Origin of the sequence: Gaetbulibacter saemankumensis DSM 17032, assembly GCF_000425645.1 — a bacterium.
Lineage (GTDB): Bacteria > Bacteroidota > Bacteroidia > Flavobacteriales > Flavobacteriaceae > Gaetbulibacter > Gaetbulibacter saemankumensis.
In genome coordinates this window covers 165198-187737 of the sequence record NZ_AUDV01000006.1, presented here as the reverse complement: position 1 = coordinate 187737, position 22540 = coordinate 165198, and the positions used below count along the sequence as shown (strand labels likewise).

Below are 22540 nucleotides of genomic sequence, written 5' to 3'. Positions count from 1 at the left end.
AGTAGTTTTAAAAACTGATTTAAAATTTGGTTTTTGGTTTTTTGTTAGAGAAAGTGGCCTGGTTATTCAATTACAACCGGGTCCTTTTGTTTGTATATCGGTGCGCATAAAGTTTGTAAGCGTTTTGTTTTTTATATAGTTATAAAAATACGTAAACCATTTTCGATAATTGATTTAACTGATGAATTTCACCCTCCAAGTTAGTGACGGCGTAATCAGGTTAACAATTTTCAATATCACTGATATGATGTTCTAAGGCTTTTACAGAAATCTGAATTTCCATAATTAATACAGCCAATGAAATAATAAGCAAAACCAAGGCAATACCAAATACCCATATGGCAATTATGGGTTGTTCTATGTAAATTAAAAACATGGTTAATACGCATAGGAGTAAACTTGAGATCCCGAAAATTTGCATGGCTCTGGTAAGATAAAGACGTTTCTTGATGTTTTCAATTTGATGTAATAAGCGTTTATCTTTTTTTTCTAAATATTTATCATGTAAACTTCTAACCACTGAGGCGTAGGCTAAAAAACGGTTGGTGTAGGCCAACATGATTAGGGATATTGCCGAAAACAAAAGTGCTGGAGTTGTAAGTGTTAATTGTTCCATGTGTAGATAAATTTTATCAAATTTAAGTAAGTTTTATATAATTCGATTTTTAAGAATTATAAAAATATTTTTACATTAGTATATGCAAGAACATTTCCTACATTATATATGGAAACATAAAAAGTTTCAAATTGATAATCTTAGAATTGAATCTGGAGATTTAATTGAAGTTGTATCGGTTGGTCAACACAATTTAGATTCGGGACCCGATTTTTTTAATGCGAAGCTTAGAATAGGAGATCAACTCTGGGCTGGAAATGTTGAAATTCATGTAAAGTCATCCGACTGGTTTTTACATAATCATGAAAAAGATCCAGCCTACGATAATGTTATTCTACATGTTGTATGGGAACATGATATAGAAGTATTTCGTAAAGATAATTCTGTTATTCCAACTTTGGTTTTAAAGTCGGTAGTTGCGCCGGATATGTTAAATCATTACAGTAGACTTTTTATTAAAAATGATAAGTGGATTAATTGTGAAATGGATTTTGCAAATGTAGAAGGGTTTGTAATCAATAATTGGTTAGAGCGTTTATACTTTGAACGTTTAGAACAAAAAACCGAGCTTGTTAAACAGTATTTAAAGACTTCAAATAATAACTGGGAAGCCGTTTGTTTTAAAATGTTAGCCAAAAATTTTGGACTGAAAGTAAATGGGGATGCTTTTCTTAGTATGGCTAATTCTATGGATTTTACAGTGGTAAGAAAATCACAGTCTAGTCTACTTCGGTTAGAAGCTTTGTTCTTTGGACAGTCAGGTTTATTGGAGAGTGATTCAGAGAATGTTTATTACAATAAATTGTGTCAGGAATATAAGTTTATAAAACAAAAGTTCGGACTGAACCAAGATGCTGTTCTGCCGGTTAAATTTTTTAGGTTACGTCCACCAAATTTTCCCACGATACGGCTGTCGCAGTTCGCTAATTTATATTATGAACATAAAAATTTATTTTCAGAAATAATAAGTGCGTCTAGTTTGGATGATTTCTATAAACTTTTTAAAGTGAATGCCAGTGGTTTTTGGGATACACACTATAATTTTGGAAAGGTATCTAAATTGGTGGTAAAAACACTTTCAAAATCATTTATAGATTTATTGTTGATAAACACTGTATTGCCATTAAAGTTTTGTTATGCAAAGCATGTTGGAAATAATGAAGATGAGGTAATTTTAAATATTGTAAGTGAATTAGATTCTGAAAAGAATGCGATTATTGATGCTTTTAATAGTTTGAAAAAAGTCTCGGAGTCTGCTATGCATTCACAGGCACTAATTCAACTTAAAAAAGAGTATTGTGATAAGAATGGTTGTTTGCAATGCGCTATTGGACATCAATTAATTACATGAGTTAGTTAAAATAGTATGTGAAAGTTATCAAACTTTATAGCTAAATTGCGACATAATTATTTTAAGTAAGTTAAATTTTGAATAAACGTTAAAAAAATGAATGTATACAAACCATTATTGTTTTTTCAAAAGCATGGATATTATGTGTGTCAGCGAATAGCTGAGCGATTTGGTATACGTACTAAAGTAGTTCGTACCACTTTTATGTACTTAACCTTTGTGACCTTAGGTTTTGGTTTTGCCTTGTATTTATTCTTAGCGTTTTGGATGCGCATAAAAGATCTTGTTTACACTAAGCGTTCGTCTGTTTTCGATTTATAGCCTATGATATCATTTATCGAGTTTTTTAAAACTAAAATTTATACCGCTATTTTTTTGCTTTTAGCAATTTTAATGATTGGGGTTATGGGGTTTGTTGTAATTTCAGATTACACGTTAATAGACGCTGTTTATATGACAGTTATAACCATGACAACCGTAGGTTTTAGTGAAGTTGTACCTTTAGATGATAAATCGAAAGTATTCACCATATTTTTAATTTTAGCAAGTGTTGTAATTGTAGGTTATGCACTATCGGTAATAACCGAGTATATTTTAAGTAAAAACAATATTGAAGAATTAAAACAAAAAAAGATGCAGAAGCTAATAGATAGTTTTAAAAATCACGTTGTTATATGTGGTTATGGGCGTAATGGTAAGCAGGCTGTTAGGAAGTTACTAACCCATAATAAGTCGTTTGTAGTTGTTGAAAAAAACCGTGAGATGGAAGAGCGATTACAAGCAGATAATGTACCTTATGTTATAGGTAACGCTAATGAAGATGAGGTTTTATTACAAGCGGGAATTGATAGAGCATCAAATTTTATTTCTGCCTTACCCAATGATGCCGATAATTTGTTTGTGGTATTATCAACTAGACAAATCAATAAAGATATTAATATTATCAGTCGAGCTTCAAACGAATCATCTTATGATAAATTAAAGTTTGCTGGAGCTAATAACGTGATTTTACCAGATAAAATTGGCGGCGATCATATGGCATCTTTAGTAGTAGTTCCAGGTTTAATGGAATTTATAGATAATTTGTCCATCGTAGGAGCCTCTAATATTAATATCGAAGAAATCGCTGTAGAAAAGCTACATACTAAAAGAGGACGTAATACGATTAAAGATTTAGACCTTAGACATAAAACAGGTTGTACTGTTATAGGTTACAAAAATGAAAGAGGTGAATATACCGTAAATCCAGAAGCAGAATTAGAGTTAGCACCGAATTCAAAAATTATAGTTTTAGGGCGCCCGGAACAGATCGAAGCTTTAAATTCTGCATATAATATCGATTTAGTATAGATTCTGGTTTTAAGGATTTTTAACAAATAATCCTTTCTTAGCCAACATTTTTTTAGCATCTTGCCAGCGTTTTATGATAATAATGCAATAAACTTCAACCAAAAAACAACTTTATGAAGAAATATCTTCTTTCAATTTTTACATTAGTATTACCTATTTTAACATTTGCACAAGAATCGACTTCGGAAAAAATTGACCGAGTGTTTAAAGATTACACAGGTTGGTTTGTTGATGCTATTTTTTACGAAATACCATTTTCGGAGACCTTAAATATTCCTTGGGTGCTTATAGTTTTAGTCGGAGGTGCCTTATTCTTTACCGTATATTTTAAGTTCATAAATTTTACAGGATTCAGAACAGCATTACTGGTTGTTAAAGGGAAATATGAGGATATTGAGAAGCACGGAGCTGATACCTTATATGGAGATCCAACACATAATGAAGATCACAATATTATAGAAACCCTTAGAGATGATAGTGTGCACGGTGAGGTGTCTCATTTTCAGGCGTTAACGGCAGCTTTGTCGGCTACGGTGGGTCTTGGTAACATTGCAGGAGTAGCAGTAGCTCTTTCAATAGGAGGTCCTGGAGCGACATTCTGGATGATTATGGCAGGTTTAGTTGGTATGGCTTCAAAGTTTGCTGAATGTACATTAGGAGTTAAGTACCGTGATGTAGGGACGGATGGAACAGTTTATGGTGGGCCTATGTACTACTTAACAAAAGGTTTTAAAGAAAAGAATCTTGGAGGTTTAGGAAAAGTGCTTGCAGTATTATTCTCTATTTTTGTAATTGGAGGTTCGTTTGGAGGTGGAAATATGTTCCAGGCAAATCAAGCTGCGGCACAATTTGTTAAATTATTTGACTTTCAGAGTGCAAATGCAGGTCTATATTTTGGACTTGTAATGGCTGTGTTAGTGGCGGTAGTTATTATTGGAGGTATTAAAAGAATTGCTTCAGTAACGGAAAAAGTAGTGCCGTTTATGGCAGGTATTTATGTTTTGGCTGCTTTAATTATATTAGGAGCTAACTGGCATTTAATTGACGATGCTTTTGGATTAATATATGAAGGAGCCTTTTCTGGTTTAGGAATTGCTGGTGGTTTAATAGGTGTAATGATTCAAGGAATACGAAGAGGTGCCTTTTCTAACGAAGCAGGAGTAGGTAGTGCTGCTATTGCTCACTCAGCGGTAAGAACGAAATACCCGGCAAGTGAAGGTATTGTAGCCTTGTTAGAACCTTTTGTAGATACTGTGGTAATTTGTACTATGACTGCTTTAGTCATTGTAATTACAAATTTTGATGGAGGGTTTATGGAGTACGGAGTGCCAATTAAAGAAGGAGTGGAACTTACGGCAACAGCCTTTGATTCTGTAATTCCACATTTTTCAATTGTGCTAACAATAGCTGTTATTTTGTTTGCTTTTTCAACTATGATATCTTGGTCTTACTATGGTATGCAAGGTTGGGTATTCTTATTTGGTAAGGGTAAAATTAGCGATTTGGTTTATAAGTTATTGTTTTTAATCTTTGTAGTAGTAGGATCCTCAATTAGTTTAGGAGCCGTAATTGATTTTTCCGATGCTATGATTTTCGCAATGGTAGTGCCTAATATCATTGGAGTGGTTGTTTTATCTCCAATTATTAAAAAGGAATTAACAAAATACCTAAAAGCAATTACGGTTAAAGAAGATGCTTTAGAAGATGGCGCGGAAGATCTTACTAAGCATATGTAGAGATAACTAAAAAAATTATAATATATGAAATCCCATTTATTGTTTTCTAAAGAGCAACGAAATGGGATTTTTTTATTGGTATTAATTATTGTTGCGTTACAATGTATCTATTTTTTTATAGATGGTTCAGCTGAAGAATTACAAATAGATCAAGAAGCCTTAGCTATATACCAAAAGGAAATAGATTCTTTAAAAGCTATTCAAATAGATGCTAGTAAACCTAAAATATTTCCTTTTAATCCAAATTACATTACCGATTATAAAGGGGCTGTCTTAGGGATGAGTAATGAAGAAATCGATAGGTTGCTTTTTTATAGAAAACAGGACAAATGGATAAATTCTGCAAAAGACTTTCAAATGGTAACCCAGGTATCCGATTCTTTATTAAAGGTAATTTCACCATATTTTAAATTTCCAGATTGGGTTGACAAGTCGAAAGTTACATTAAAACCTAGAAGTTATACCAACAAGGTTTATAGTTTTGCTGATAAGATTGATTTAAACAAAGCTACAGCTCAAGAACTTCAAATGGTTAATGGAGTAGGTAAAGTGCTTTCAGAAAGAATTATAAAATATAGAAATAAATTCGCTGGTGGGTTTATTGATGATGTCCAATTATTGGATGTATTTGGTTTGTCACCTGAAGTTATTCAAAAAATAACCAATCGATTTACAGTAAAGACACCAAGAGCGGTTCATAAAATTAATTTGAATAGGGCAACCGTGGAAGAATTGGTTACTGTTCAGCACATAGACTACGATTTAGCTCATGCTATTACAGAAGCAAGAACTTTAAGAGACGGATTTAATTCCTTCGACGAATTAGTAAAAGTTAAGGACTTTCCTGTAAATAAAATCGATATAATTAAATTATATTTGTCGCTCGATTGAAAAAGATAGCACAAATGGATAGTAGGTACTTCACCGAAGAACATCAACTTTTTAGAAAAAGTCTACAAGAATTTTTAAAAAAAGAAGTGGTCCCTCACGTTGAAAAGTGGGAACAAACAGGTACGATAGAACGGTTTATTTGGAAGAAATTTGGCGATATGGGATTCTTCGGAATTAATTATCCAGAGGCTTATGGAGGACTTAATCTAGATCTGTTTTATACTGTAATTCTTTTAGAAGAACTTCAAAAGATAAATTCTGGTGGTTTTGCTGCTGCAATTTGGGCGCATGTATATTTAGCCATGACACATCTGAATGCGGAAGGTGATGAAGCTATAAAACAGAATTATTTAGCGCCTAGTATAGCTGGTGATAAAATTGGTTGTTTGTGTATTACAGAACCTTTCGGAGGAAGTGATGTGGCAGGAATGCGAACTACGGCGGTAAAGGAAGGGGATACTTATATTATAAATGGATCGAAAACATTTATTACAAATGGTATATATAGCGATTATTTAATTGTAGCCGCTAAAACAAACCCAGAATCTAAGAATAAAGGAATAAGTATTTTTTTAATAGATCGTGATACTGAAGGTGTTTCAGCAACTAAATTAAATAAGTTAGGTTGGCGTGCTTCAGATACTGCGGAGATTGCTTTCGATAATGTAAAGGTGCCAGCGGGTAATTTAATGGGAGAAGAAAATAAAGGTTTCCCATATATCATGCAGCATTTTGCTTTAGAACGACTTATCATGGGTATTAATGCGCATGCTCGTGCCGAGTTTGCTTTAGATTATGCCTTGCAATACATGTCGGAACGTAAAGCTTTCGGTAAGTCGATTGATACGTTTCAGGCACTTCGTCATAACCTAGCGGATTTATATACGGAAATGGAATTCTGTAAAGAGTTTAATTATTCTGTAGCATATAGATTAAATAGGGGGGAGTATGTAGTTAAAGAGGCGACGATGTCTAAATTAAAATCAACTAAAATGGCTGATGATGTTATTTATCAGTGTCTGCAATTTTTAGGAGGGTATGGTTATATGGAAGATTATCCATTGGCACGTTTGCTTCGTGATAGTAGATTGGGACCAATTGGAGGAGGAACATCTGAAATATTAAGAGAAATTATTTCTAAAATTATAATAGATAAGAAGGAATATAAGCCCGTAACAAACGGGAAATAAGAGTGATGTGAATTTTTAAAAAAAAATAATTGCCAATAAAAAATTAGTTTATATATTTGCAGCCACAAAATCTAAAAGAGAGGAGGTTAAGACACTATGTTAATAATTCCAATTAAAGAAGGAGAAAATATAGATAGAGCGCTAAAGCGTTTTAAGAGAAAGTTCGATAGAACTGGAGCTAAGCGTCAATTACAATCGCGTAAGCAATTCACAAAGCCTTCTGTTGAGCGTAGAGCGCAAATTCAAAAAGCGCAATATGTACAAAGACTAAGAGATGCAGAAGATATTTAATATATAATATTATTGTATTCTAAATAAAAAAGATCCCACTTGTTTGAGTGGGATCTTTTTTGTTTTTAGATTGAATAGTTAAGTTTTTATAATTATTTGTATATTTCACAGGATAGCCCATAATTTTAATAGCATGTTGCTCCAATCTTTTAGCGATTACTTACTTCTGGAAAAGAAGTATTCTAAACTTACCGTAAAAGCCTATCGGAAGGATTTAGAAGATTTTACTCAGTATTTAAAGGAGCATTTTAATCAAACCACTTTAACTGATGTTAACTATTCTCAAATAAGATCATGGATTGTTTTATTGGTTGATAACGGTTTATCCAACAGAAGTATTAATAGAAAAGTTTCTTCCCTTAATAGTTTTTATAAGTTTCTTTTGAAAGTGGGAGAGGTCGATTTAAATCCGTTAGCAAGGCATAAGGCTTTAAAAGTAAGTAAGAAGCTGCAGATACCATTTTCAGAAAATGAAATTAATCAAGTTCTTGATGCTTTAGATGCTCAAACCGATTTCGAAGGAATCCGAAATAAACTTATCGTAGAGCTATTTTACTCTACAGGCATTAGGCGGATAGAATTGGTAGAGTTGAAGTTGTCTAATGTCGATGTATGTAATAAAACATTAAAGGTGTTAGGAAAACGAAATAAAGAGCGTTTTGTGCCGTTATTACAATCAGTAGTGAAAACTATAGAAACTTATATTTTGCTTCGCAATGAGCTTGAGGAGATTACCGATAAGAACCATTTATTTTTAACACAAAAAGGGGTTAAAATTTATGAAACGCTTGTTTACAGAATAATAAATGATTATTTTAGTCAGGCATCTTCTAAGGTGAAAAAGAGTCCGCATATATTAAGACATTCTTTTGCTACACACCTATTAAACCAAGGTGCTAATATTAATGCTGTTAAAGAGCTTCTTGGTCATTCAAGTTTAGCAGCAACCCAAGTTTATACACATAATAGTATAGCGGAACTAAAAAAGGTGCATGTAAATGCCCATCCACGAAGTAAAAAATAAAGAAAGGATTGTTTAACCTAAAACCAACTAGTATGAAAGTAAACACACAATCAGTTAATTTTAATGCAGACAAAAAATTAATTTCTTTTATTCAAAAGAGAATGGATAAGTTGGATTTGTTTTATGATAAAATCATAAAATCAGATGTGTTTTTAAAAGTAGAGAATACCAAAGATAAAGAGAATAAAATATTTGAAGCACGCGTTAGTGTGCCAGGCGATGTATTAGTCGTAAAAAAACAATGTAAGTCGTTCGAAGAAGGAGCCGATAGTGCTGCCGATTCATTAGAGCGACAACTAAAAAAGCGAAAAGAGAAATTAAGAGCATATTTATGAGAAAATTTCTGAAAAAATGTTTTGAATAAAATAAAAAATATATACATTTGCAGTCCGTTAGAAATAGCGGGCTTTTTTGTGGATTAAAATCGCAGAAAAAAAGCCGATATAGCTCAGCTGGCTAGAGCAGCTGATTTGTAATCAGCAGGTCGTGGGTTCGAGTCCCTCTATCGGCTCAAGTTCTTTAAAAGAGTGATAAAATTAGAAAATCGGGGAGATACTCAAGCGGCCAACGAGGGCAGACTGTAAATCTGCTGACTATGTCTTCGCAGGTTCGAATCCTGCTCTCCCCACATTTTTTAAATCCTTTATGAAGTAAAGGTTTGAAAAGTGATGATTTTTACAATGGATTATTAAATATTGCGGGAGTAGCTCAGTTGGTAGAGCGTCAGCCTTCCAAGCTGAATGTCGCCGGTTCGAACCCGGTCTCCCGCTCAAATATTTAAGCCGGTGTAGCTCAGGGGTAGAGCGTTTCCTTGGTAAGGAAGAGGTCACGGGTTCAAATCCCGTCATTGGCTCTATATTAGAACAAGATTAGAATACACTAATATTATTATATAACTAAGATTAAATTATTTAAAAAACATGGCAAAGGCAACTTTCGATCGTTCAAAACCACACTTAAATATTGGTACAATTGGACACGTAGATCACGGTAAAACAACTTTAACTGCTGCTATTACTAAAGTATTAGCTGATGCAGGTTTATCAGAAGCGAGATCGTTTGATCAAATTGATAACGCTCCAGAGGAGAAAGAAAGAGGTATTACTATTAATACATCTCACGTAGAATATTCAACAGCTAAGCGTCACTACGCTCACGTTGACTGTCCAGGTCACGCCGATTACGTAAAGAACATGGTTACTGGTGCTGCTCAAATGGATGGTGCTATCTTAGTAGTGGCTGCAACTGATGGTCCTATGCCACAAACTCGTGAGCACATCTTATTAGGTCGTCAGGTAGGTATTCCTCGTATCGTTGTGTTCATGAACAAAGTGGATATGGTTGATGATGAAGAATTATTAGAGTTAGTAGAAATGGAAGTTAGAGATTTATTATCTTTCTATGAGTATGATGGAGATAATGGGCCTGTAATCGCTGGTTCTGCATTAGGAGCTTTAAATGGTGAGCAAAAGTGGGTTGATACTGTAATGGAATTAATGAATGCTTGTGATGAGTGGATCGAAGAGCCAGTACGTGATATGGATAAGCCTTTCTTAATGCCTATCGAAGACGTATTCTCTATTACTGGTCGTGGTACTGTTGCAACTGGACGTATCGAAACTGGTATTGCTCAAACTGGTGATCCTGTAGAGATTGTAGGTATGGGTGCTGAGAAATTAACTTCTACTATTACAGGTATTGAAATGTTCCGTCAAATATTAGATAGAGGTGAAGCTGGTGATAACGCTGGTATCTTATTAAGAGGTATCGATAAAAACCAAATCTCAAGAGGTATGGTTATCGTTAAGCCAGGATCTGTAACTCCACACGCTAAATTTAAAGCTGAGGTTTATATCCTTAAAAAAGAAGAAGGTGGACGTCACACTCCATTCCATAACAACTACCGTCCACAGTTCTACGTACGTACAACTGACGTAACTGGTAATATTGCTTTACCAGAAGGTGTTGAGATGGTTATGCCAGGAGACAACTTAACTATCACTGTTGAATTAATCAACACAATTGCAATGAACGTAGGTTTACGTTTCGCAATCCGTGAAGGTGGTAGAACTGTTGGTGCTGGTCAGGTAACTGAGATTTTAGACTAATACAGTTTATAAATATAAAGTTAAGGTATTGCGGTAATACCAAAATACCTTAACTTATTTTTACGGGTTTAGCTCAGTTGGTAGAGCACTGGTCTCCAAAACCAGGTGTCGGGAGTTCGAGTCTCTCAACCCGTGCAGTAAAAGAGTCTTAAAATTACTTTAAGATTCTTTGTGAATTTAGAAGAAAAGGTTTCGCTTATATAAATAAGACAGGAAATTTTATCTATTGAAAAAATTAAATAAATGGCTGGAATTGTAAATTACATAAAAGAATCATTTAGCGAACTTAAAAACAATGTAACATGGCCTACATGGGCTGAAGCGCAGAGTTTAACTGTTTTAGTTGCTGTATTTTCAATCATTTTCTCCTTAGCAATATGGGGAATTGATACAGTATTCAGTAAAGTAATTGCATTGTATTTTCAATGGATTAATTAACGGTTAAAAAGGAGAGAGATATGTCTGAAGTGAGCGAAAAAAAATGGTATGTAGTTAGAGCCGTTAGTGGTCAAGAAAATAAGATTAAGACTTATATCGAGAATGAAATTGCTCGTTTAGGTCTTCAGGATTATGTAGATCAGGTTCTAGTTCCAACCGAAAAAGTAGTGCAGATTCGTAATGGTAAGAAAATCCAGAAAGAAAAAGTATTCTTTCCTGGATATATTATGGTTCAAGCTAATTTAACCGGGGAGGTGCCACACATTATTAGATCTGTTACGAATGTAATTGGATTTTTAGGTGAAACAAAAGGTGGTGATCCTGTGCCGTTAAGACAATCTGAAGTAAACAGAATGTTAGGTAAAGTAGATGAACTAACGGTAGAAGAAAACAAAACGGTGGCAATACCATACACCAAGGGAGAAACCGTTAAAGTTATTGATGGTCCATTCAATGGTTTTGATGGTACTATCGAAAACATAAATGAAGAAAAGCGTAAGCTTGAAGTAATGGTTAAGATTTTTGGAAGAAAGACACCATTAGAATTAAGTTATATGCAAGTAGAAAAAGTATAATAATTGTTACAATAGATAAAAGATACGGTTTTTTGCTTCCAAAATAAAAGGCGTATCAACTTAAATTATTAAAAATGGCAAAAGAATTAAGTAAAGTAGTTAAGTTACAAGTTCGGGGAGGTGCTGCGAATCCATCGCCACCGGTTGGACCCGCTTTAGGTGCTGCTGGAGTTAACATCATGGAGTTCTGTAAGCAATTTAATGCTAGAACTCAGGATAAAGCTGGTAAGGTTTTACCTGTTGTTATCTCGGTTTATAAAGACAAGTCTTTCGACTTCGTTATTAAAACTCCTCCAGCTGCAGTACAATTATTAGAAGCGGCCAAATTAAAAAAAGGTTCAGGAGAACCAAACCGAAAAAAAGTAGCTAAAGTTTCATGGGATCAGATTAAAACCATAGCAGAGGATAAAATGCAAGATTTAAATGCATTTACGATCGAATCAGCTATGAAAATGGTAGCCGGAACCGCAAGGTCTATGGGTATCACTGTTACAGGTCAATTCCCTAATTAATCTATTTAAAGCATTAAGAAATGGCAAGATTAACAAGAAAGCAAAAAGAGGCTTTAGCAAAAATAGAAAAAGGGAGATTTTATTCTCTTGAAGAAGCATCAGAATTAGTAAAAGAAATTACTAATACAAAATTTGACGCTTCAGTTGATATCGCTGTACGTTTAGGAGTAGATCCACGTAAAGCAAACCAGATGGTAAGAGGGGTAGTATCTTTACCTCACGGAACTGGTAAAGACATGAAAGTATTAGCATTAGTAACTCCAGATAAAGAAGCAGAAGCTAAAGAAGCTGGAGCAGATTACGTAGGTTTAGACGAATACCTTGAGAAAATCAAGAGTGGATGGACCGATGTTGACGTAATTATTACTATGCCAAGTGTTATGGGTAAATTAGGTCCATTAGGACGTGTATTAGGTCCTCGTGGTTTAATGCCTAACCCAAAAACTGGTACAGTAACTATGGATGTTGCTAAAGCGGTTACAGAAGTAAAAGCTGGTAAAATTGACTTTAAAGTTGATAAAACTGGTATCGTACACGCGGCAATTGGTAAAGCATCTTTTAGTGCTGATAAAATTGCTGGTAACGCAAATGAATTAATTCAAACATTAATAAAACTTAAGCCAACAACTGCAAAAGGTACATACGTTAAAAGTATTTTCCTTTCTAGTACAATGAGTCCTAGTGTTGCTGTTGATCCTAAAGTTGGTTAATTAGTTAAATACTTTTATTATGACAAGAGAAGAAAAATCACAAGTAATTGAGGAGTTAACTGTAGAATTAGCCAATAACACAAATATCTATTTAGCAGATACTTCTGGATTAAACGCAGGAACAACTTCAGATTTACGTCGTGCTTGCTTCAAAGCAAACATAAAAATGGCAGTTGTTAAGAATACATTACTTGCTAAAGCTATGGAAGCTTCTGAAAAAGATTTCGGAGAACTTCCAACAGTTTTAAAAGGAAATACATCTGTGATGTATTCTGAAACAGGTAATGCGCCAGCAAAATTAATTAAAACTTTCCGCAAGAAATCGGATAAACCTTTATTAAAAGGAGCATTTATTGAGGAAGCGGTTTACATTGGAGATAACCAATTAGACGCGTTAGTTGATATTAAGTCTAAGGAGGAGTTATTAGGAGAAATCGTAGGATTACTTCAATCGCCTGCTAAGAATGTTGTTTCAGCACTTAAATCAGGTGGTGGAAAAATAGCTGGTATCATTAAAACACTATCTGAAAAAGAAGGATAGTAAATAGCTTAGTACGCACTATATTACAATTATATTAAAATTAAAATTATTTAAAACGGTAGAAAATGGCAGATTTAAAAGATTTCGCAGAACAATTAGTTAACTTAACAGTAAAAGAAGTAAATGAGTTAGCTACTATATTAAAAGATGAGTATGGTATTGAGCCTGCTGCTGCTGCTGCAGTTGCTGTTGCTGGTCCTGCTGCAGGTGGTGAGGCTGAAGAAGCTCAAACTGAGTTTGACGTAGTATTAAAAGCAGCTGGTAGCTCTAAATTAGCAGTAGTAAAATTAGTTAAAGAATTAACTGGTTTAGGATTAAAAGAAGCTAAAGAATTAGTTGACGGTGCTCCAAGTAACATTAAAGAAGGAGTATCTAAAGACGAAGCTGAAGCATTAAAAGCATCTTTAGAAGAAGCAGGAGCAGAGGTTGAGCTTAAATAAGCTTAGCTTTCCACAAACATAAAGGTTTAGGTCTGGAGTAAAACTTCAAGACCTAAACCATTTTGCGTATATGCTATTTGCATATGCGCTCTATTATTTTTTTTAATCAAAATTCCGTCCATTGATGTTGTCAACACAAGCTGCAAGATTAAATTTCTCGTCTATTATAAATAGAACGGAATATCCAGATTTCTTGGATATACAGATTAAATCCTTCCAGGATTTTTTCCAATTAGAAACAAAGTCTGAAGAAAGAGGAGATGAAGGTTTATACAACACCTTCATGGAAAATTTCCCAATCACAGATTCACGTAATCAATTTGTTTTAGAATTTTTAGATTACTTTGTAGATCCGCCAAGATACGCTATCGATGAGTGTATAGAAAGAGGACTTACATACAGCGTTCCACTAAAAGCAAGGTTAAAGTTATATTGTACAGACCCTGAACACGAGGATTTCGAAACTATTGTTCAAGATGTGTACTTAGGAACTATTCCTTACATGACGCCAAGTGGTACTTTTGTAATTAACGGTGCAGAGCGTGTAGTAGTATCTCAGTTACACCGTTCACCAGGTGTGTTCTTTGGGCAATCTTTCCATGCAAATGGAACAAAACTTTACTCTGCAAGGGTAATTCCTTTTAAAGGATCTTGGATTGAATTCGCTACCGATATCAATCAAGTGATGTATGCGTATATCGATAGAAAGAAAAAGTTACCTGTAACAACTTTATTTAGAGCTATCGGTTTTGAACGTGATAAAGATATTTTAGAGATTTTCGACCTAGCGGAAGAAGTAAAAGTTTCTAAAACTGGTCTTAAAAAATACCAAGGTAGAAAATTAGCAGCACGTGTATTAAATACATGGCATGAGGATTTTGTAGATGAGGATACAGGAGAAGTAGTATCAATCGAGCGTAACGAAATTATTCTTGATCGTGATACTATTTTAGATAAAGATAATATTGAGGAAATTCTTGACGCTGACGTTAAGACAATCCTTTTACATAAAGAAACTTCTGAGCAAGGTGATTATGCTATTATTCATAACACACTTCAGAAAGATCCAACAAACTCAGAAAAAGAGGCTGTTGAACATATCTATAGACAATTACGTAATGCAGAACCGCCAGATGAAGAAACGGCACGTGGTATTATAGATAAATTATTCTTTAGTGACCAACGTTACTCTTTAGGAGAAGTGGGGCGTTATAGAATGAATAAAAAATTAGGTCTTGATATAGAAATGGATAAGCAAGTGCTTACCAAAGAAGATATCATTACAATTATAAAATATTTAATCGAGCTTATCAACTCTAAAGCAGAGATTGATGATATTGATCACTTATCTAACCGTCGTGTACGTACAGTAGGTGAGCAATTATCTCAACAGTTTGGTGTTGGTCTAGCACGTATGGCACGTACTATTCGTGAGCGTATGAATGTTCGTGATAATGAGGTGTTTACTCCAATCGATTTGATTAATGCAAAGACTTTATCGTCTGTAATTAACTCATTCTTTGGAACAAATCAGTTGTCTCAATTCATGGATCAAACAAATCCATTAGCTGAGATTACTCATAAACGTCGTTTATCAGCCTTAGGACCAGGAGGTCTTTCAAGAGAGCGTGCTGGATTCGAGGTACGTGACGTTCATTATACGCATTACGGTCGTTTATGTCCTATTGAAACGCCAGAGGGACCAAACATTGGTCTAATCTCTTCACTTTCGGTTTACGCTAAAGTGAATGCTATGGGATTCATCGAAACGCCTTATAGAAAAGTTACCGATGGTGTTGTAGATATTCAAAATGCACCAACTTATTTAAGTGCTGAAGAGGAAGAAGAAAAGTTAATCGCTCAAGCTACTGTAAAAGTAGATGACGATGGTAAGATCTTGCATGATAAGGTTATTGCGCGTATGGAAGGTGACTTCCCGGTAATTGACCCTGCAGAATTACATTATACCGACGTTGCACCTAACCAAATTTCGTCTATCTCAGCATCTTTAATTCCGTTCTTAGAACATGATGATGCGAACCGTGCCTTGATGGGATCTAACATGATGCGTCAGGCCGTACCATTATTACGTCCTGAGGCTCCAATTGTAGGAACTGGTTTAGAGCGTCAAGTGGCATCTGATTCACGTGTATTAATTAATGCAGAAGGAAATGGTACTGTAGAATACGTTGATGCTAACGAGATTAAAATTAAGTACGAGCGTACGGAAGATGAGGCAAAAGTAAGCTTCGATAGTGAGATTAAAACTTATCAATTAGTTAAGTTTAGAAAAACCAACCAAGGGACTTCTATTAACTTGAAACCTATCGTTAAGAAAGGCGATACAGTTACTAAAGGTCAGGTTTTATGTGAAGGATACGCAACGCAGCAAGGAGAGTTGGCACTTGGTAGAAATATGAAAGTGGCCTTCATGCCTTGGAAAGGATATAACTTTGAGGATGCAATTGTAATATCTGAAAAAGTGGTTCGCGAGGATATCTTTACATCTATTCACATCGATGAGTATTCTTTAGAAGTTAGAGACACGAAATTAGGTAATGAAGAGTTAACTAACGATATTCCTAACGTTTCTGAAGAGGCTACTAAAGACTTAGATGAAAACGGAATGATTCGTATCGGTGCTGAAGTGAAGCCTGGCGATATCTTAATTGGTAAAATTACTCCAAAAGGGGAAAGTGATCCAACTCCCGAAGAAAAATTATTACGTGCTATCTTTGGTGACAAAGCAGGTGATGTAAAAGATGCTTCATTAAAAGCTTCACCATCGTTAAATGGTGTTGTTATCGATAAAAAATTATTCTCTAGAGCTGTTAAGGATAAACGAAAAAGAGCTCAGGATAAAGATGATATTATTGCTTTAGAAGCTATTTATGATAGAAAGTTTGATGAGTTAAAAGATGTTTTAATTGAGAAACTTTTCAACATTGTAAATGGTAAAACAGCGCAAGGTATCTATAATGATTTAGGTGAGGAAGTATTACCAAAAGGTAAAAAATTCACACTTAAAATGTTAAACGCTGTTGATGATTATGCGCATTTAGTGTCTGGAAAATGGACAACAGATGATCATACGAATCAATTAGTTGCCGATTTAATTCACAACTACAAAATCAAAGAAAACGATTTACAAGGTTCATTACGTCGTGAGAAGTTTACTATTTCTGTAGGTGATGAGTTACCATCAGGTATTATAAAACTGGCTAAAGTTTACATTGCTAAGAAACGTAAACTTAAAGTGGGTGATAAAATGGCGGGTCGTCACGGTAACAAAGGTATTGTTGCTCGTATCGTTCGTCAAGAAGATATGCCATTCTTAGAAGATGGAACACCAGTTGATATTGTATTAAATCCACTAGGGGTACCATCACGTATGAACATTGGTCAGATTTATGAAACGGTTCTTGGATGGGCTGGTAAAGATTTAGGACGCAAATTTGCTACTCCTATCTTTGACGGTGCTACTATAGATCAGATTAACGAATTAACTGATGAGGCGGGTATTCCACGTTACGGACATACTTATTTATACGATGGTGGAACTGGAGAGCGTTTCGATCAGCCAGCTACTGTAGGTGTGATTTACATGTTGAAGTTAGGTCACATGGTTGACGATAAAATGCACGCACGTTCTATCGGACCTTACTCATTAATTACGCAACAACCATTAGGTGGTAAAGCACAGTTTGGTGGTCAGCGTTTTGGTGAAATGGAGGTTTGGGCACTTGAAGCATATGGTGCATCTAGCACATTAAGAGAAATCTTAACCGTAAAATCTGATGATGTTATTGGTAGAGCCAAAACTTATGAAGCCATTGTAAAAGGTGAACCAATGCCAGATCCTGGACTACCAGAATCTTTCAATGTATTAATGCATGAGTTGAAAGGTCTTGGATTAGACATAAGATTAGAGGAATAATATATTACACACCGTTTGAGTCTTTCAAACGGTGTGTTAAAAGTTTACAAATAATTCGATAGCACCATATATTATGGCAAGAAAACAAGATAAGAATACAGTAAAGAGATTTAATAAAATCTCCATTGGTTTAGCGTCACCAGAGTCTATTTTAGCAGAGTCTAGAGGTGAGGTTTTAAAGCCAGAAACTATCAATTATCGAACTCATAAACCTGAAAGAGATGGTTTATTCTGTGAGCGTATTTTTGGTCCTGTAAAGGATTACGAATGTGCTTGTGGTAAATATAAAAGAATTCGCTACAAAGGGATCGTTTGTGATCGTTGTGGTGTAGAAGTAACAGAAAAGAAAGTACGTCGTGATAGAGTAGGACACATTAACTTAGTTGTGCCAATCGCTCACATTTGGTATTTCCGTTCGTTACCAAACAAAATAGGTTATTTATTAGGCTTACCTTCTAAGAAATTAGATATGATTATTTACTACGAGCGTTACGTAGTAATTCAACCTGGTATTGCTAAAAATGAAGAAGGGGAGCCATTACAAAAAATGGACTTCTTAACAGAAGAAGAATACTTAAACATTCTTGAAACTCTTCCGCAGGATAACCAGTATTTAGATGATTCAGATCCAAACAAATTCTTAGCAAAAATGGGAGCTGAGTGTTTGATCGAATTATTAGCTAGAATTGATCTAGAATCTCTATCATACGAATTACGTCATAAGGCAAATACAGAAACGTCTAAACAACGTAAAACGGAAGCCTTAAAGCGTTTGCAGGTGGTTGAGTCTTTACGTGAATCGAATAAAAACCGTGAGAATCGTCCAGAGTGGATGATCATGAAGGTCATTCCTGTAATTCCACCAGAATTACGTCCGTTAGTACCTTTAGATGGTGGTCGTTTCGCAACGTCTGATTTGAATGATTTATACCGTCGTGTTATTATCCGTAATAACCGTCTTAAGCGTTTAGTTGAGATTAAAGCACCTGAAGTAATTTTACGTAACGAAAAGCGTATGTTACAGGAATCTGTAGATTCGTTATTCGATAACACACGTAAATCTTCAGCTGTAAAAACAGATTCTAACAGACCATTAAAATCACTTTCAGATTCATTAAAAGGTAAACAAGGACGTTTCCGTCAAAACTTACTTGGTAAGCGTGTAGATTATTCTGCTCGTTCGGTAATTGTTGTAGGACCTGAGTTGAAACTATACGAATGTGGTTTACCAAAAAATATGGCAGCCGAGCTTTACAAACCTTTTGTAATTAGAAAATTAATTGAAAGAGGTATTGTAAAAACCGTAAAATCTGCAAAGAAAATTATAGATAAAAGAGAGCCAGTGGTTTGGGATATCTTGGAAAATGTTCTGAAAGGACATCCAGTATTATTAAACCGTGCTCCTACGCTTCACAGATTGGGTATTCAAGCTTTCCAACCTAAATTAATTGAGGGGAAAGCGATCCAGTTACACCCATTAGTATGTACGGCATTTAACGCCGATTTTGATGGTGACCAGATGGCGGTTCACTTACCGCTAGGTCCTGAAGCAATCTTAGAATGTCAGATGTTAATGTTGGCATCACACAATATTTTAAATCCAGCAAATGGTTCTCCGGTAACTGTACCTTCTCAGGATATGGTACTTGGTCTTTACTATATGACCAAGCACCGTATATCTACACCTGAAGTGCCAATTAAAGGTGAAGGATTAACATTCTATTCTCCAGAAGAAGTGGAAATCGCTTTTAATGAGAAGCGTGTTGATTTAAATGCTGGTATTAAGGTAAGAACATTAGATATCAATGAAGATGGTAAGTTAGCTCCAACCATTATAGAAACTACTGTTGGTCGTGTATTATTCAACCAATACGTGCCTCAAGCAGCTGGTTATATCAATCAGGTACTTACTAAAAAATCTTTAAGAGATATCATTGGAAATATCCTAAAATATACATCAGTTCCTGAAACAGCAGATTTCTTAGATGCAATTAGAACATTAGGGTTCAAATTTGCATTCCAAGGTGGTCTGTCGTTTAGTTTAGGTGATATTATTATTCCACCAGAAAAACAAGGAATGATTGATAAAGCTAACGGATTAGTTGATGGTATTACAGGTAACTATAACATGGGACTTATTACCAACAACGAGCGTTATAACCAGGTAATTGATATTTGGACATCAACCAACGCTGAGTTAACCGAATTGTCTATGAAGCGTATTCGTGAAGACCAACAAGGATTTAACTCGGTATTTATGATGCTTGATTCTGGAGCCCGTGGTTCTAAAGAGCAGATACGTCAGCTTACAGGTATGCGTGGTCTGATGGCAAAACCAAAAAAATCGAATGCTGGTGGTGGTGAAATTATTGAAAACCCAATTCTTTCTAACTTTAAAGAAGGTCTTTCAATTTTAGAATACTTTATTTCTACCCACGGTGCTCGTAAAGGTCTTGCGGATACGGCTCTTAAAACGGCCGATGCAGGTTACTTAACACGTCGTTTAGTAGACGTTTCTCAAGATGTTATCATCAACTCTGAAGATTGTGGCACGTTAAGAGGTGTAGAAGTTGAGCCATTAAAGAAAAATGATGAGGTTGTTGAAACACTTCAAGAACGCGTTGTTGGTCGTGTATCATTAAATGATGTTTACGATCCTTTAACTGAAGAGCTGTTAGTAGCTTCGGGTCAATTAATCGACGATAAAATTGCTAAGCGTATTGGAGAATCTCCATTGGAAACTATGGAAGTGCGTTCGCCATTATCTTGTGAAGCATTACAAGGAATTTGTGCTAAGTGTTACGGACGTAATCTTGCAACAGGTAAAATGGTGCAGCTTGGTGAAGCCGTTGGTGTTGTAGCAGCGCAGTCTATTGGAGAGCCAGGTACTCAGTTAACGTTACGTACCTTCCACGTAGGTGGTATTGCAGGTAACATTTCTGAAGAAAATAAACTTGCTGTTAAATTTAACGGTATCGCTGAAATTGAAGATCTTAAAACTGTAAAAGGTCAAGATTCTGAAGGTAATGAAGTTGATATTGTTATCTCGCGTACGACCGAAATTAAATTAATCGATAAGAAAACAGGTATTACTTTAAGTACCAATAATATTCCTTACGGATCTACATTGTTAATTAGCAATGGTGATGAGCTTAGTAAAGGAGATGTTGTATGTACTTGGGATCCATATAACGGTGTAATTATATCTGAATTTGCAGGTAAAGTTAAATTCGAAAACATCGAGCAAGGGGTAACGTACCAAGTAGAAATTGATGAGCAAACAGGTTTCCAGGAGAAAGTAATTTCTGAATCTAGAAACAAAAAGCTTATTCCTACTCTTCATATCGAAGATTCGAAAGGAGAAACAATCCGTTCTTATAACTTACCAGTAGGATCGCACTTAATGATTAACGATGGTGATAAAATTACTGTTGGTAAGATTTTAGTTAAGATTCCTCGTAAGTCCGCTAAAGCAGGGGATATTACAGGTGGTCTTCCACGTGTAACTGAGTTATTCGAAGCACGTAACCCATCAAATCCAGCTGTGGTAAGTGAAATAGATGGTGTTGTATCGTTTGGTAAAATCAAACGTGGTAACCGTGAGATTATCGTTGAGTCTAAATTAGGAGATATTAGAAAGTACTTAGTTAAATTATCTAATCAAATTCTTGTTCAAGAAAACGATTATGTAAAAGCTGGTATGCCATTATCTGATGGTTCTGTAACGCCTAACGACATCCTGAATATTAAAGGGCCTGCTGCGGTTCAGCAATATTTAGTAAATGAAGTACAAGAAGTATACCGTTTACAAGGGGTGAAAATTAATGATAAGCACTTCGAGGTTGTTGTAAGACAAATGATGCGTAAAGTTAGAATTATTGATTCTGGTGATACTTTATTCTTAGAAGATCAATTAGCTCATAAAGCAGATTTCATTCAGGAAAACGATGATATCTTTGGAATGAAAGTTATTGAAGATGCAGGAGATTCTACAAATCTTAAAGCGGGGCAAATTATTTCGCCACGTGAATTAAGAGATGAGAACTCTATACTAAGAAGAGAAGATAAACAATTGGTAGTGGCTAGAGAAGCAAGACCTGCAACGGCAACACCAATACTTCAAGGTATTACAAGAGCATCACTTCAAACAAAATCGTTTATTTCTGCTGCTTCCTTCCAGGAAACAACTAAAGTACTTAACGAAGCTGCAGTAGCAGGTAAAGTTGATTCTTTAGAAGGCTTGAAAGAAAATGTAATTGTTGGTCATAGAATTCCTGCGGGTACAGGTATGCGTAAATACCAAGACATTATCGTTGGTTCTAAAGAAGAGTTCGATGAAATGATGCAAGTAAAGCAAGAATTAAATTATAATTAAAACAAAGGTTTTTACTTATGTAGAAATCTATAAGATAAAAGATCCCGCTAATCGTTATTGGCGGGATTTTTTTGTTAATTTTATAAAAATTTTAAAAACATGTCAGACGAAAAAGATAAGCCAAAACAAGGGCAAATTAATATAGAATTAGATGAAAAGGTAGCCGAAGGAACTTATTCCAATCTAGCAATAATAAACCATTCGGTATCTGAATTTGTGGTTGATTTTGTAAATATCATGCCTGGTGTTCCCAAAAATAAAGTAAAATCCAGAATTATATTAACACCACAACATGCTAAGCGCTTACTCAAGGCATTGGGTGATAATGTGGCCAGATTTGAAAACGCCCATGGGGAAATTAAAGATTACGAGCAACCACCAATACCATTAAATTTCGGTCCAACGGGCCAGGCCTAAAAGGATAGGATCGGTAGGGTTTTTGCTTGAAATAGTTT

Annotated in this window: 20 protein-coding genes and 5 tRNA genes; 24 read left to right on the top strand and 1 reads right to left on the bottom strand. The window is 35.0% G+C overall.

Annotation, left to right across the window (positions count from 1 at the left end; all coding sequences use genetic code 11):
* Positions 1–220 precede the first annotated feature (220 nt).
* Complete coding sequence (locus H611_RS0103150; protein WP_027136976.1) at positions 221–616, bottom strand: DUF2721 domain-containing protein; 396 nt, start codon at positions 614–616, stop codon at positions 221–223.
* A gap of 82 nt (positions 617–698) precedes the next feature.
* On the opposite strand from H611_RS0103150, the gene H611_RS0103145 reads away from it, so the two are divergent.
* The 24 genes from H611_RS0103145 to H611_RS0103030 all read left to right on the top strand — a co-directional run bounded on the left by H611_RS0103145 (position 699) and on the right by H611_RS0103030 (position 22502).
* The gene (locus tag H611_RS0103145) at positions 699–1967 is read left to right on the top strand and encodes a DUF2851 family protein (RefSeq protein ID WP_027136975.1); all 1269 of its coding nucleotides are present in this window, start codon (positions 699–701) and stop codon (positions 1965–1967) included.
* Between the two features lie 96 nt (positions 1968–2063).
* Complete coding sequence (locus tag H611_RS0103140) at positions 2064–2288, top strand: PspC domain-containing protein (protein ID WP_027136974.1); 225 nt, start codon at positions 2064–2066, stop codon at positions 2286–2288.
* A 3-nt stretch (positions 2289–2291) separates the two neighbouring features.
* Positions 2292–3317 carry a potassium channel family protein gene (locus H611_RS0103135; protein ID WP_027136973.1) on the top strand — a complete coding sequence of 342 codons (1026 nt, stop codon included), beginning with the start codon at positions 2292–2294 and terminating at the stop codon, positions 3315–3317.
* 113 nt (positions 3318–3430) lie between these two features.
* On the top strand, positions 3431–5053 hold the full coding sequence (locus H611_RS0103130; RefSeq protein WP_027136972.1) for an alanine/glycine:cation symporter family protein: 1623 nt from the start codon (positions 3431–3433) through the stop codon (positions 5051–5053).
* Positions 5054–5077: 24 nt separating this feature from the next.
* Positions 5078–5944, top strand: coding sequence for a ComEA family DNA-binding protein (locus H611_RS0103125; RefSeq protein ID WP_027136971.1), 867 nt, complete (start codon positions 5078–5080; stop codon positions 5942–5944).
* A 14-nt stretch (positions 5945–5958) separates the two neighbouring features.
* Positions 5959–7134, top strand: coding sequence for an acyl-CoA dehydrogenase family protein (locus tag H611_RS0103120; RefSeq protein WP_027136970.1), 1176 nt, complete (start codon positions 5959–5961; stop codon positions 7132–7134).
* A gap of 96 nt (positions 7135–7230) precedes the next feature.
* Positions 7231–7425, top strand: coding sequence for a 30S ribosomal protein S21 (gene rpsU, locus H611_RS0103115; protein WP_027136969.1), 195 nt, complete (start codon positions 7231–7233; stop codon positions 7423–7425).
* Between the two features lie 133 nt (positions 7426–7558).
* Positions 7559–8449: a tyrosine-type recombinase/integrase gene (locus tag H611_RS0103110; protein WP_027136968.1), complete on the top strand. Its 891-nt coding sequence runs from the start codon at positions 7559–7561 to the stop codon at positions 8447–8449.
* 32 nt (positions 8450–8481) lie between these two features.
* The gene (gene hpf / locus H611_RS0103105; RefSeq protein ID WP_027136967.1) at positions 8482–8784 is read left to right on the top strand and encodes a ribosome hibernation-promoting factor, HPF/YfiA family; all 303 of its coding nucleotides are present in this window, start codon (positions 8482–8484) and stop codon (positions 8782–8784) included.
* A 102-nt stretch (positions 8785–8886) separates the two neighbouring features.
* A tRNA-Thr gene (locus H611_RS0103100) sits at positions 8887–8960 on the top strand.
* Between the two features lie 35 nt (positions 8961–8995).
* Positions 8996–9077: transfer RNA gene (locus tag H611_RS0103095), tRNA-Tyr, on the top strand.
* 69 nt (positions 9078–9146) lie between these two features.
* Positions 9147–9219: transfer RNA gene (locus H611_RS0103090), tRNA-Gly, on the top strand.
* 11 nt (positions 9220–9230) lie between these two features.
* A tRNA-Thr gene (locus H611_RS0103085) sits at positions 9231–9302 on the top strand.
* 67 nt (positions 9303–9369) lie between these two features.
* The gene (tuf, locus tag H611_RS0103080) at positions 9370–10557 is read left to right on the top strand and encodes an elongation factor Tu (RefSeq protein WP_027136966.1); all 1188 of its coding nucleotides are present in this window, start codon (positions 9370–9372) and stop codon (positions 10555–10557) included.
* Between the two features lie 62 nt (positions 10558–10619).
* A tRNA-Trp gene (locus tag H611_RS0103075) sits at positions 10620–10692 on the top strand.
* Between the two features lie 108 nt (positions 10693–10800).
* Positions 10801–10995 (top strand): preprotein translocase subunit SecE, encoded by a 195-nt coding sequence (gene secE, locus H611_RS0103070; RefSeq protein WP_027136965.1) that lies wholly within the window; start codon positions 10801–10803, stop codon positions 10993–10995.
* Positions 10996–11015: 20 nt separating this feature from the next.
* Positions 11016–11570, top strand: coding sequence for a transcription termination/antitermination protein NusG (gene nusG / locus H611_RS0103065; protein ID WP_027136964.1), 555 nt, complete (start codon positions 11016–11018; stop codon positions 11568–11570).
* Between the two features lie 74 nt (positions 11571–11644).
* Entirely contained in the window at positions 11645–12082 is a 438-nt protein-coding gene (gene rplK / locus H611_RS0103060) for a 50S ribosomal protein L11 (RefSeq protein ID WP_027136963.1), read from the top strand.
* Positions 12083–12102: 20 nt separating this feature from the next.
* Complete coding sequence (gene rplA, locus H611_RS0103055) at positions 12103–12792, top strand: 50S ribosomal protein L1 (protein ID WP_027136962.1); 690 nt, start codon at positions 12103–12105, stop codon at positions 12790–12792.
* Between the two features lie 19 nt (positions 12793–12811).
* Positions 12812–13333 carry a 50S ribosomal protein L10 gene (gene rplJ / locus H611_RS0103050; protein WP_027136961.1) on the top strand — a complete coding sequence of 174 codons (522 nt, stop codon included), beginning with the start codon at positions 12812–12814 and terminating at the stop codon, positions 13331–13333.
* Between the two features lie 65 nt (positions 13334–13398).
* Entirely contained in the window at positions 13399–13773 is a 375-nt protein-coding gene (gene rplL / locus H611_RS0103045; protein ID WP_027136960.1) for a 50S ribosomal protein L7/L12, read from the top strand.
* Positions 13774–13897: 124 nt separating this feature from the next.
* On the top strand, positions 13898–17710 hold the full coding sequence (rpoB, locus tag H611_RS0103040; protein ID WP_027136959.1) for a DNA-directed RNA polymerase subunit beta: 3813 nt from the start codon (positions 13898–13900) through the stop codon (positions 17708–17710).
* A 73-nt stretch (positions 17711–17783) separates the two neighbouring features.
* A complete protein-coding gene (gene rpoC / locus H611_RS0103035) occupies positions 17784–22085 on the top strand; it encodes a DNA-directed RNA polymerase subunit beta' (protein ID WP_027136958.1) in 4302 nt (1433 codons plus the stop codon).
* A 99-nt stretch (positions 22086–22184) separates the two neighbouring features.
* A complete protein-coding gene (locus tag H611_RS0103030) occupies positions 22185–22502 on the top strand; it encodes a DUF3467 domain-containing protein (protein ID WP_027136957.1) in 318 nt (105 codons plus the stop codon).
* Positions 22503–22540 lie beyond the last annotated feature (38 nt).

Excerpts from the sequence above, each read along its gene's own strand:
- H611_RS0103120 (WP_027136970.1), top strand. The coding sequence starts at position 5,959 with ATGGATAGTAGGTACTTCACCGAAGAACATCAACTTTTTAGAAAAAGT.
- H611_RS0103130 (WP_027136972.1), top strand. The coding sequence starts at position 3,431 with ATGAAGAAATATCTTCTTTCAATTTTTACATTAGTATTACCTATTTTA.
- H611_RS0103145 (WP_027136975.1), top strand. The coding sequence starts at position 699 with ATGCAAGAACATTTCCTACATTATATATGGAAACATAAAAAGTTTCAA.
- rpoC (WP_027136958.1), top strand. The coding sequence starts at position 17,784 with ATGGCAAGAAAACAAGATAAGAATACAGTAAAGAGATTTAATAAAATC.
- rpsU (WP_027136969.1), top strand. The coding sequence starts at position 7,231 with ATGTTAATAATTCCAATTAAAGAAGGAGAAAATATAGATAGAGCGCTA.
- rplK (WP_027136963.1), top strand. The coding sequence starts at position 11,645 with ATGGCAAAAGAATTAAGTAAAGTAGTTAAGTTACAAGTTCGGGGAGGT.
- hpf (WP_027136967.1), top strand. The coding sequence starts at position 8,482 with ATGAAAGTAAACACACAATCAGTTAATTTTAATGCAGACAAAAAATTA.
- H611_RS0103030 (WP_027136957.1), top strand. The coding sequence starts at position 22,185 with ATGTCAGACGAAAAAGATAAGCCAAAACAAGGGCAAATTAATATAGAA.
- H611_RS0103150 (WP_027136976.1), bottom strand. The coding sequence starts at position 616 with ATGGAACAATTAACACTTACAACTCCAGCACTTTTGTTTTCGGCAATA.
- rplL (WP_027136960.1), top strand. The coding sequence starts at position 13,399 with ATGGCAGATTTAAAAGATTTCGCAGAACAATTAGTTAACTTAACAGTA.
- secE (WP_027136965.1), top strand. The coding sequence starts at position 10,801 with ATGGCTGGAATTGTAAATTACATAAAAGAATCATTTAGCGAACTTAAA.
- H611_RS0103125 (WP_027136971.1), top strand. The coding sequence starts at position 5,078 with ATGAAATCCCATTTATTGTTTTCTAAAGAGCAACGAAATGGGATTTTT.
- rplJ (WP_027136961.1), top strand. The coding sequence starts at position 12,812 with ATGACAAGAGAAGAAAAATCACAAGTAATTGAGGAGTTAACTGTAGAA.
- nusG (WP_027136964.1), top strand. The coding sequence starts at position 11,016 with ATGTCTGAAGTGAGCGAAAAAAAATGGTATGTAGTTAGAGCCGTTAGT.
- H611_RS0103110 (WP_027136968.1), top strand. The coding sequence starts at position 7,559 with ATGTTGCTCCAATCTTTTAGCGATTACTTACTTCTGGAAAAGAAGTAT.
- tuf (WP_027136966.1), top strand. The coding sequence starts at position 9,370 with ATGGCAAAGGCAACTTTCGATCGTTCAAAACCACACTTAAATATTGGT.
- rpoB (WP_027136959.1), top strand. The coding sequence starts at position 13,898 with ATGTTGTCAACACAAGCTGCAAGATTAAATTTCTCGTCTATTATAAAT.
- rplA (WP_027136962.1), top strand. The coding sequence starts at position 12,103 with ATGGCAAGATTAACAAGAAAGCAAAAAGAGGCTTTAGCAAAAATAGAA.
- H611_RS0103135 (WP_027136973.1), top strand. The coding sequence starts at position 2,292 with ATGATATCATTTATCGAGTTTTTTAAAACTAAAATTTATACCGCTATT.
- H611_RS0103140 (WP_027136974.1), top strand. The coding sequence starts at position 2,064 with ATGAATGTATACAAACCATTATTGTTTTTTCAAAAGCATGGATATTAT.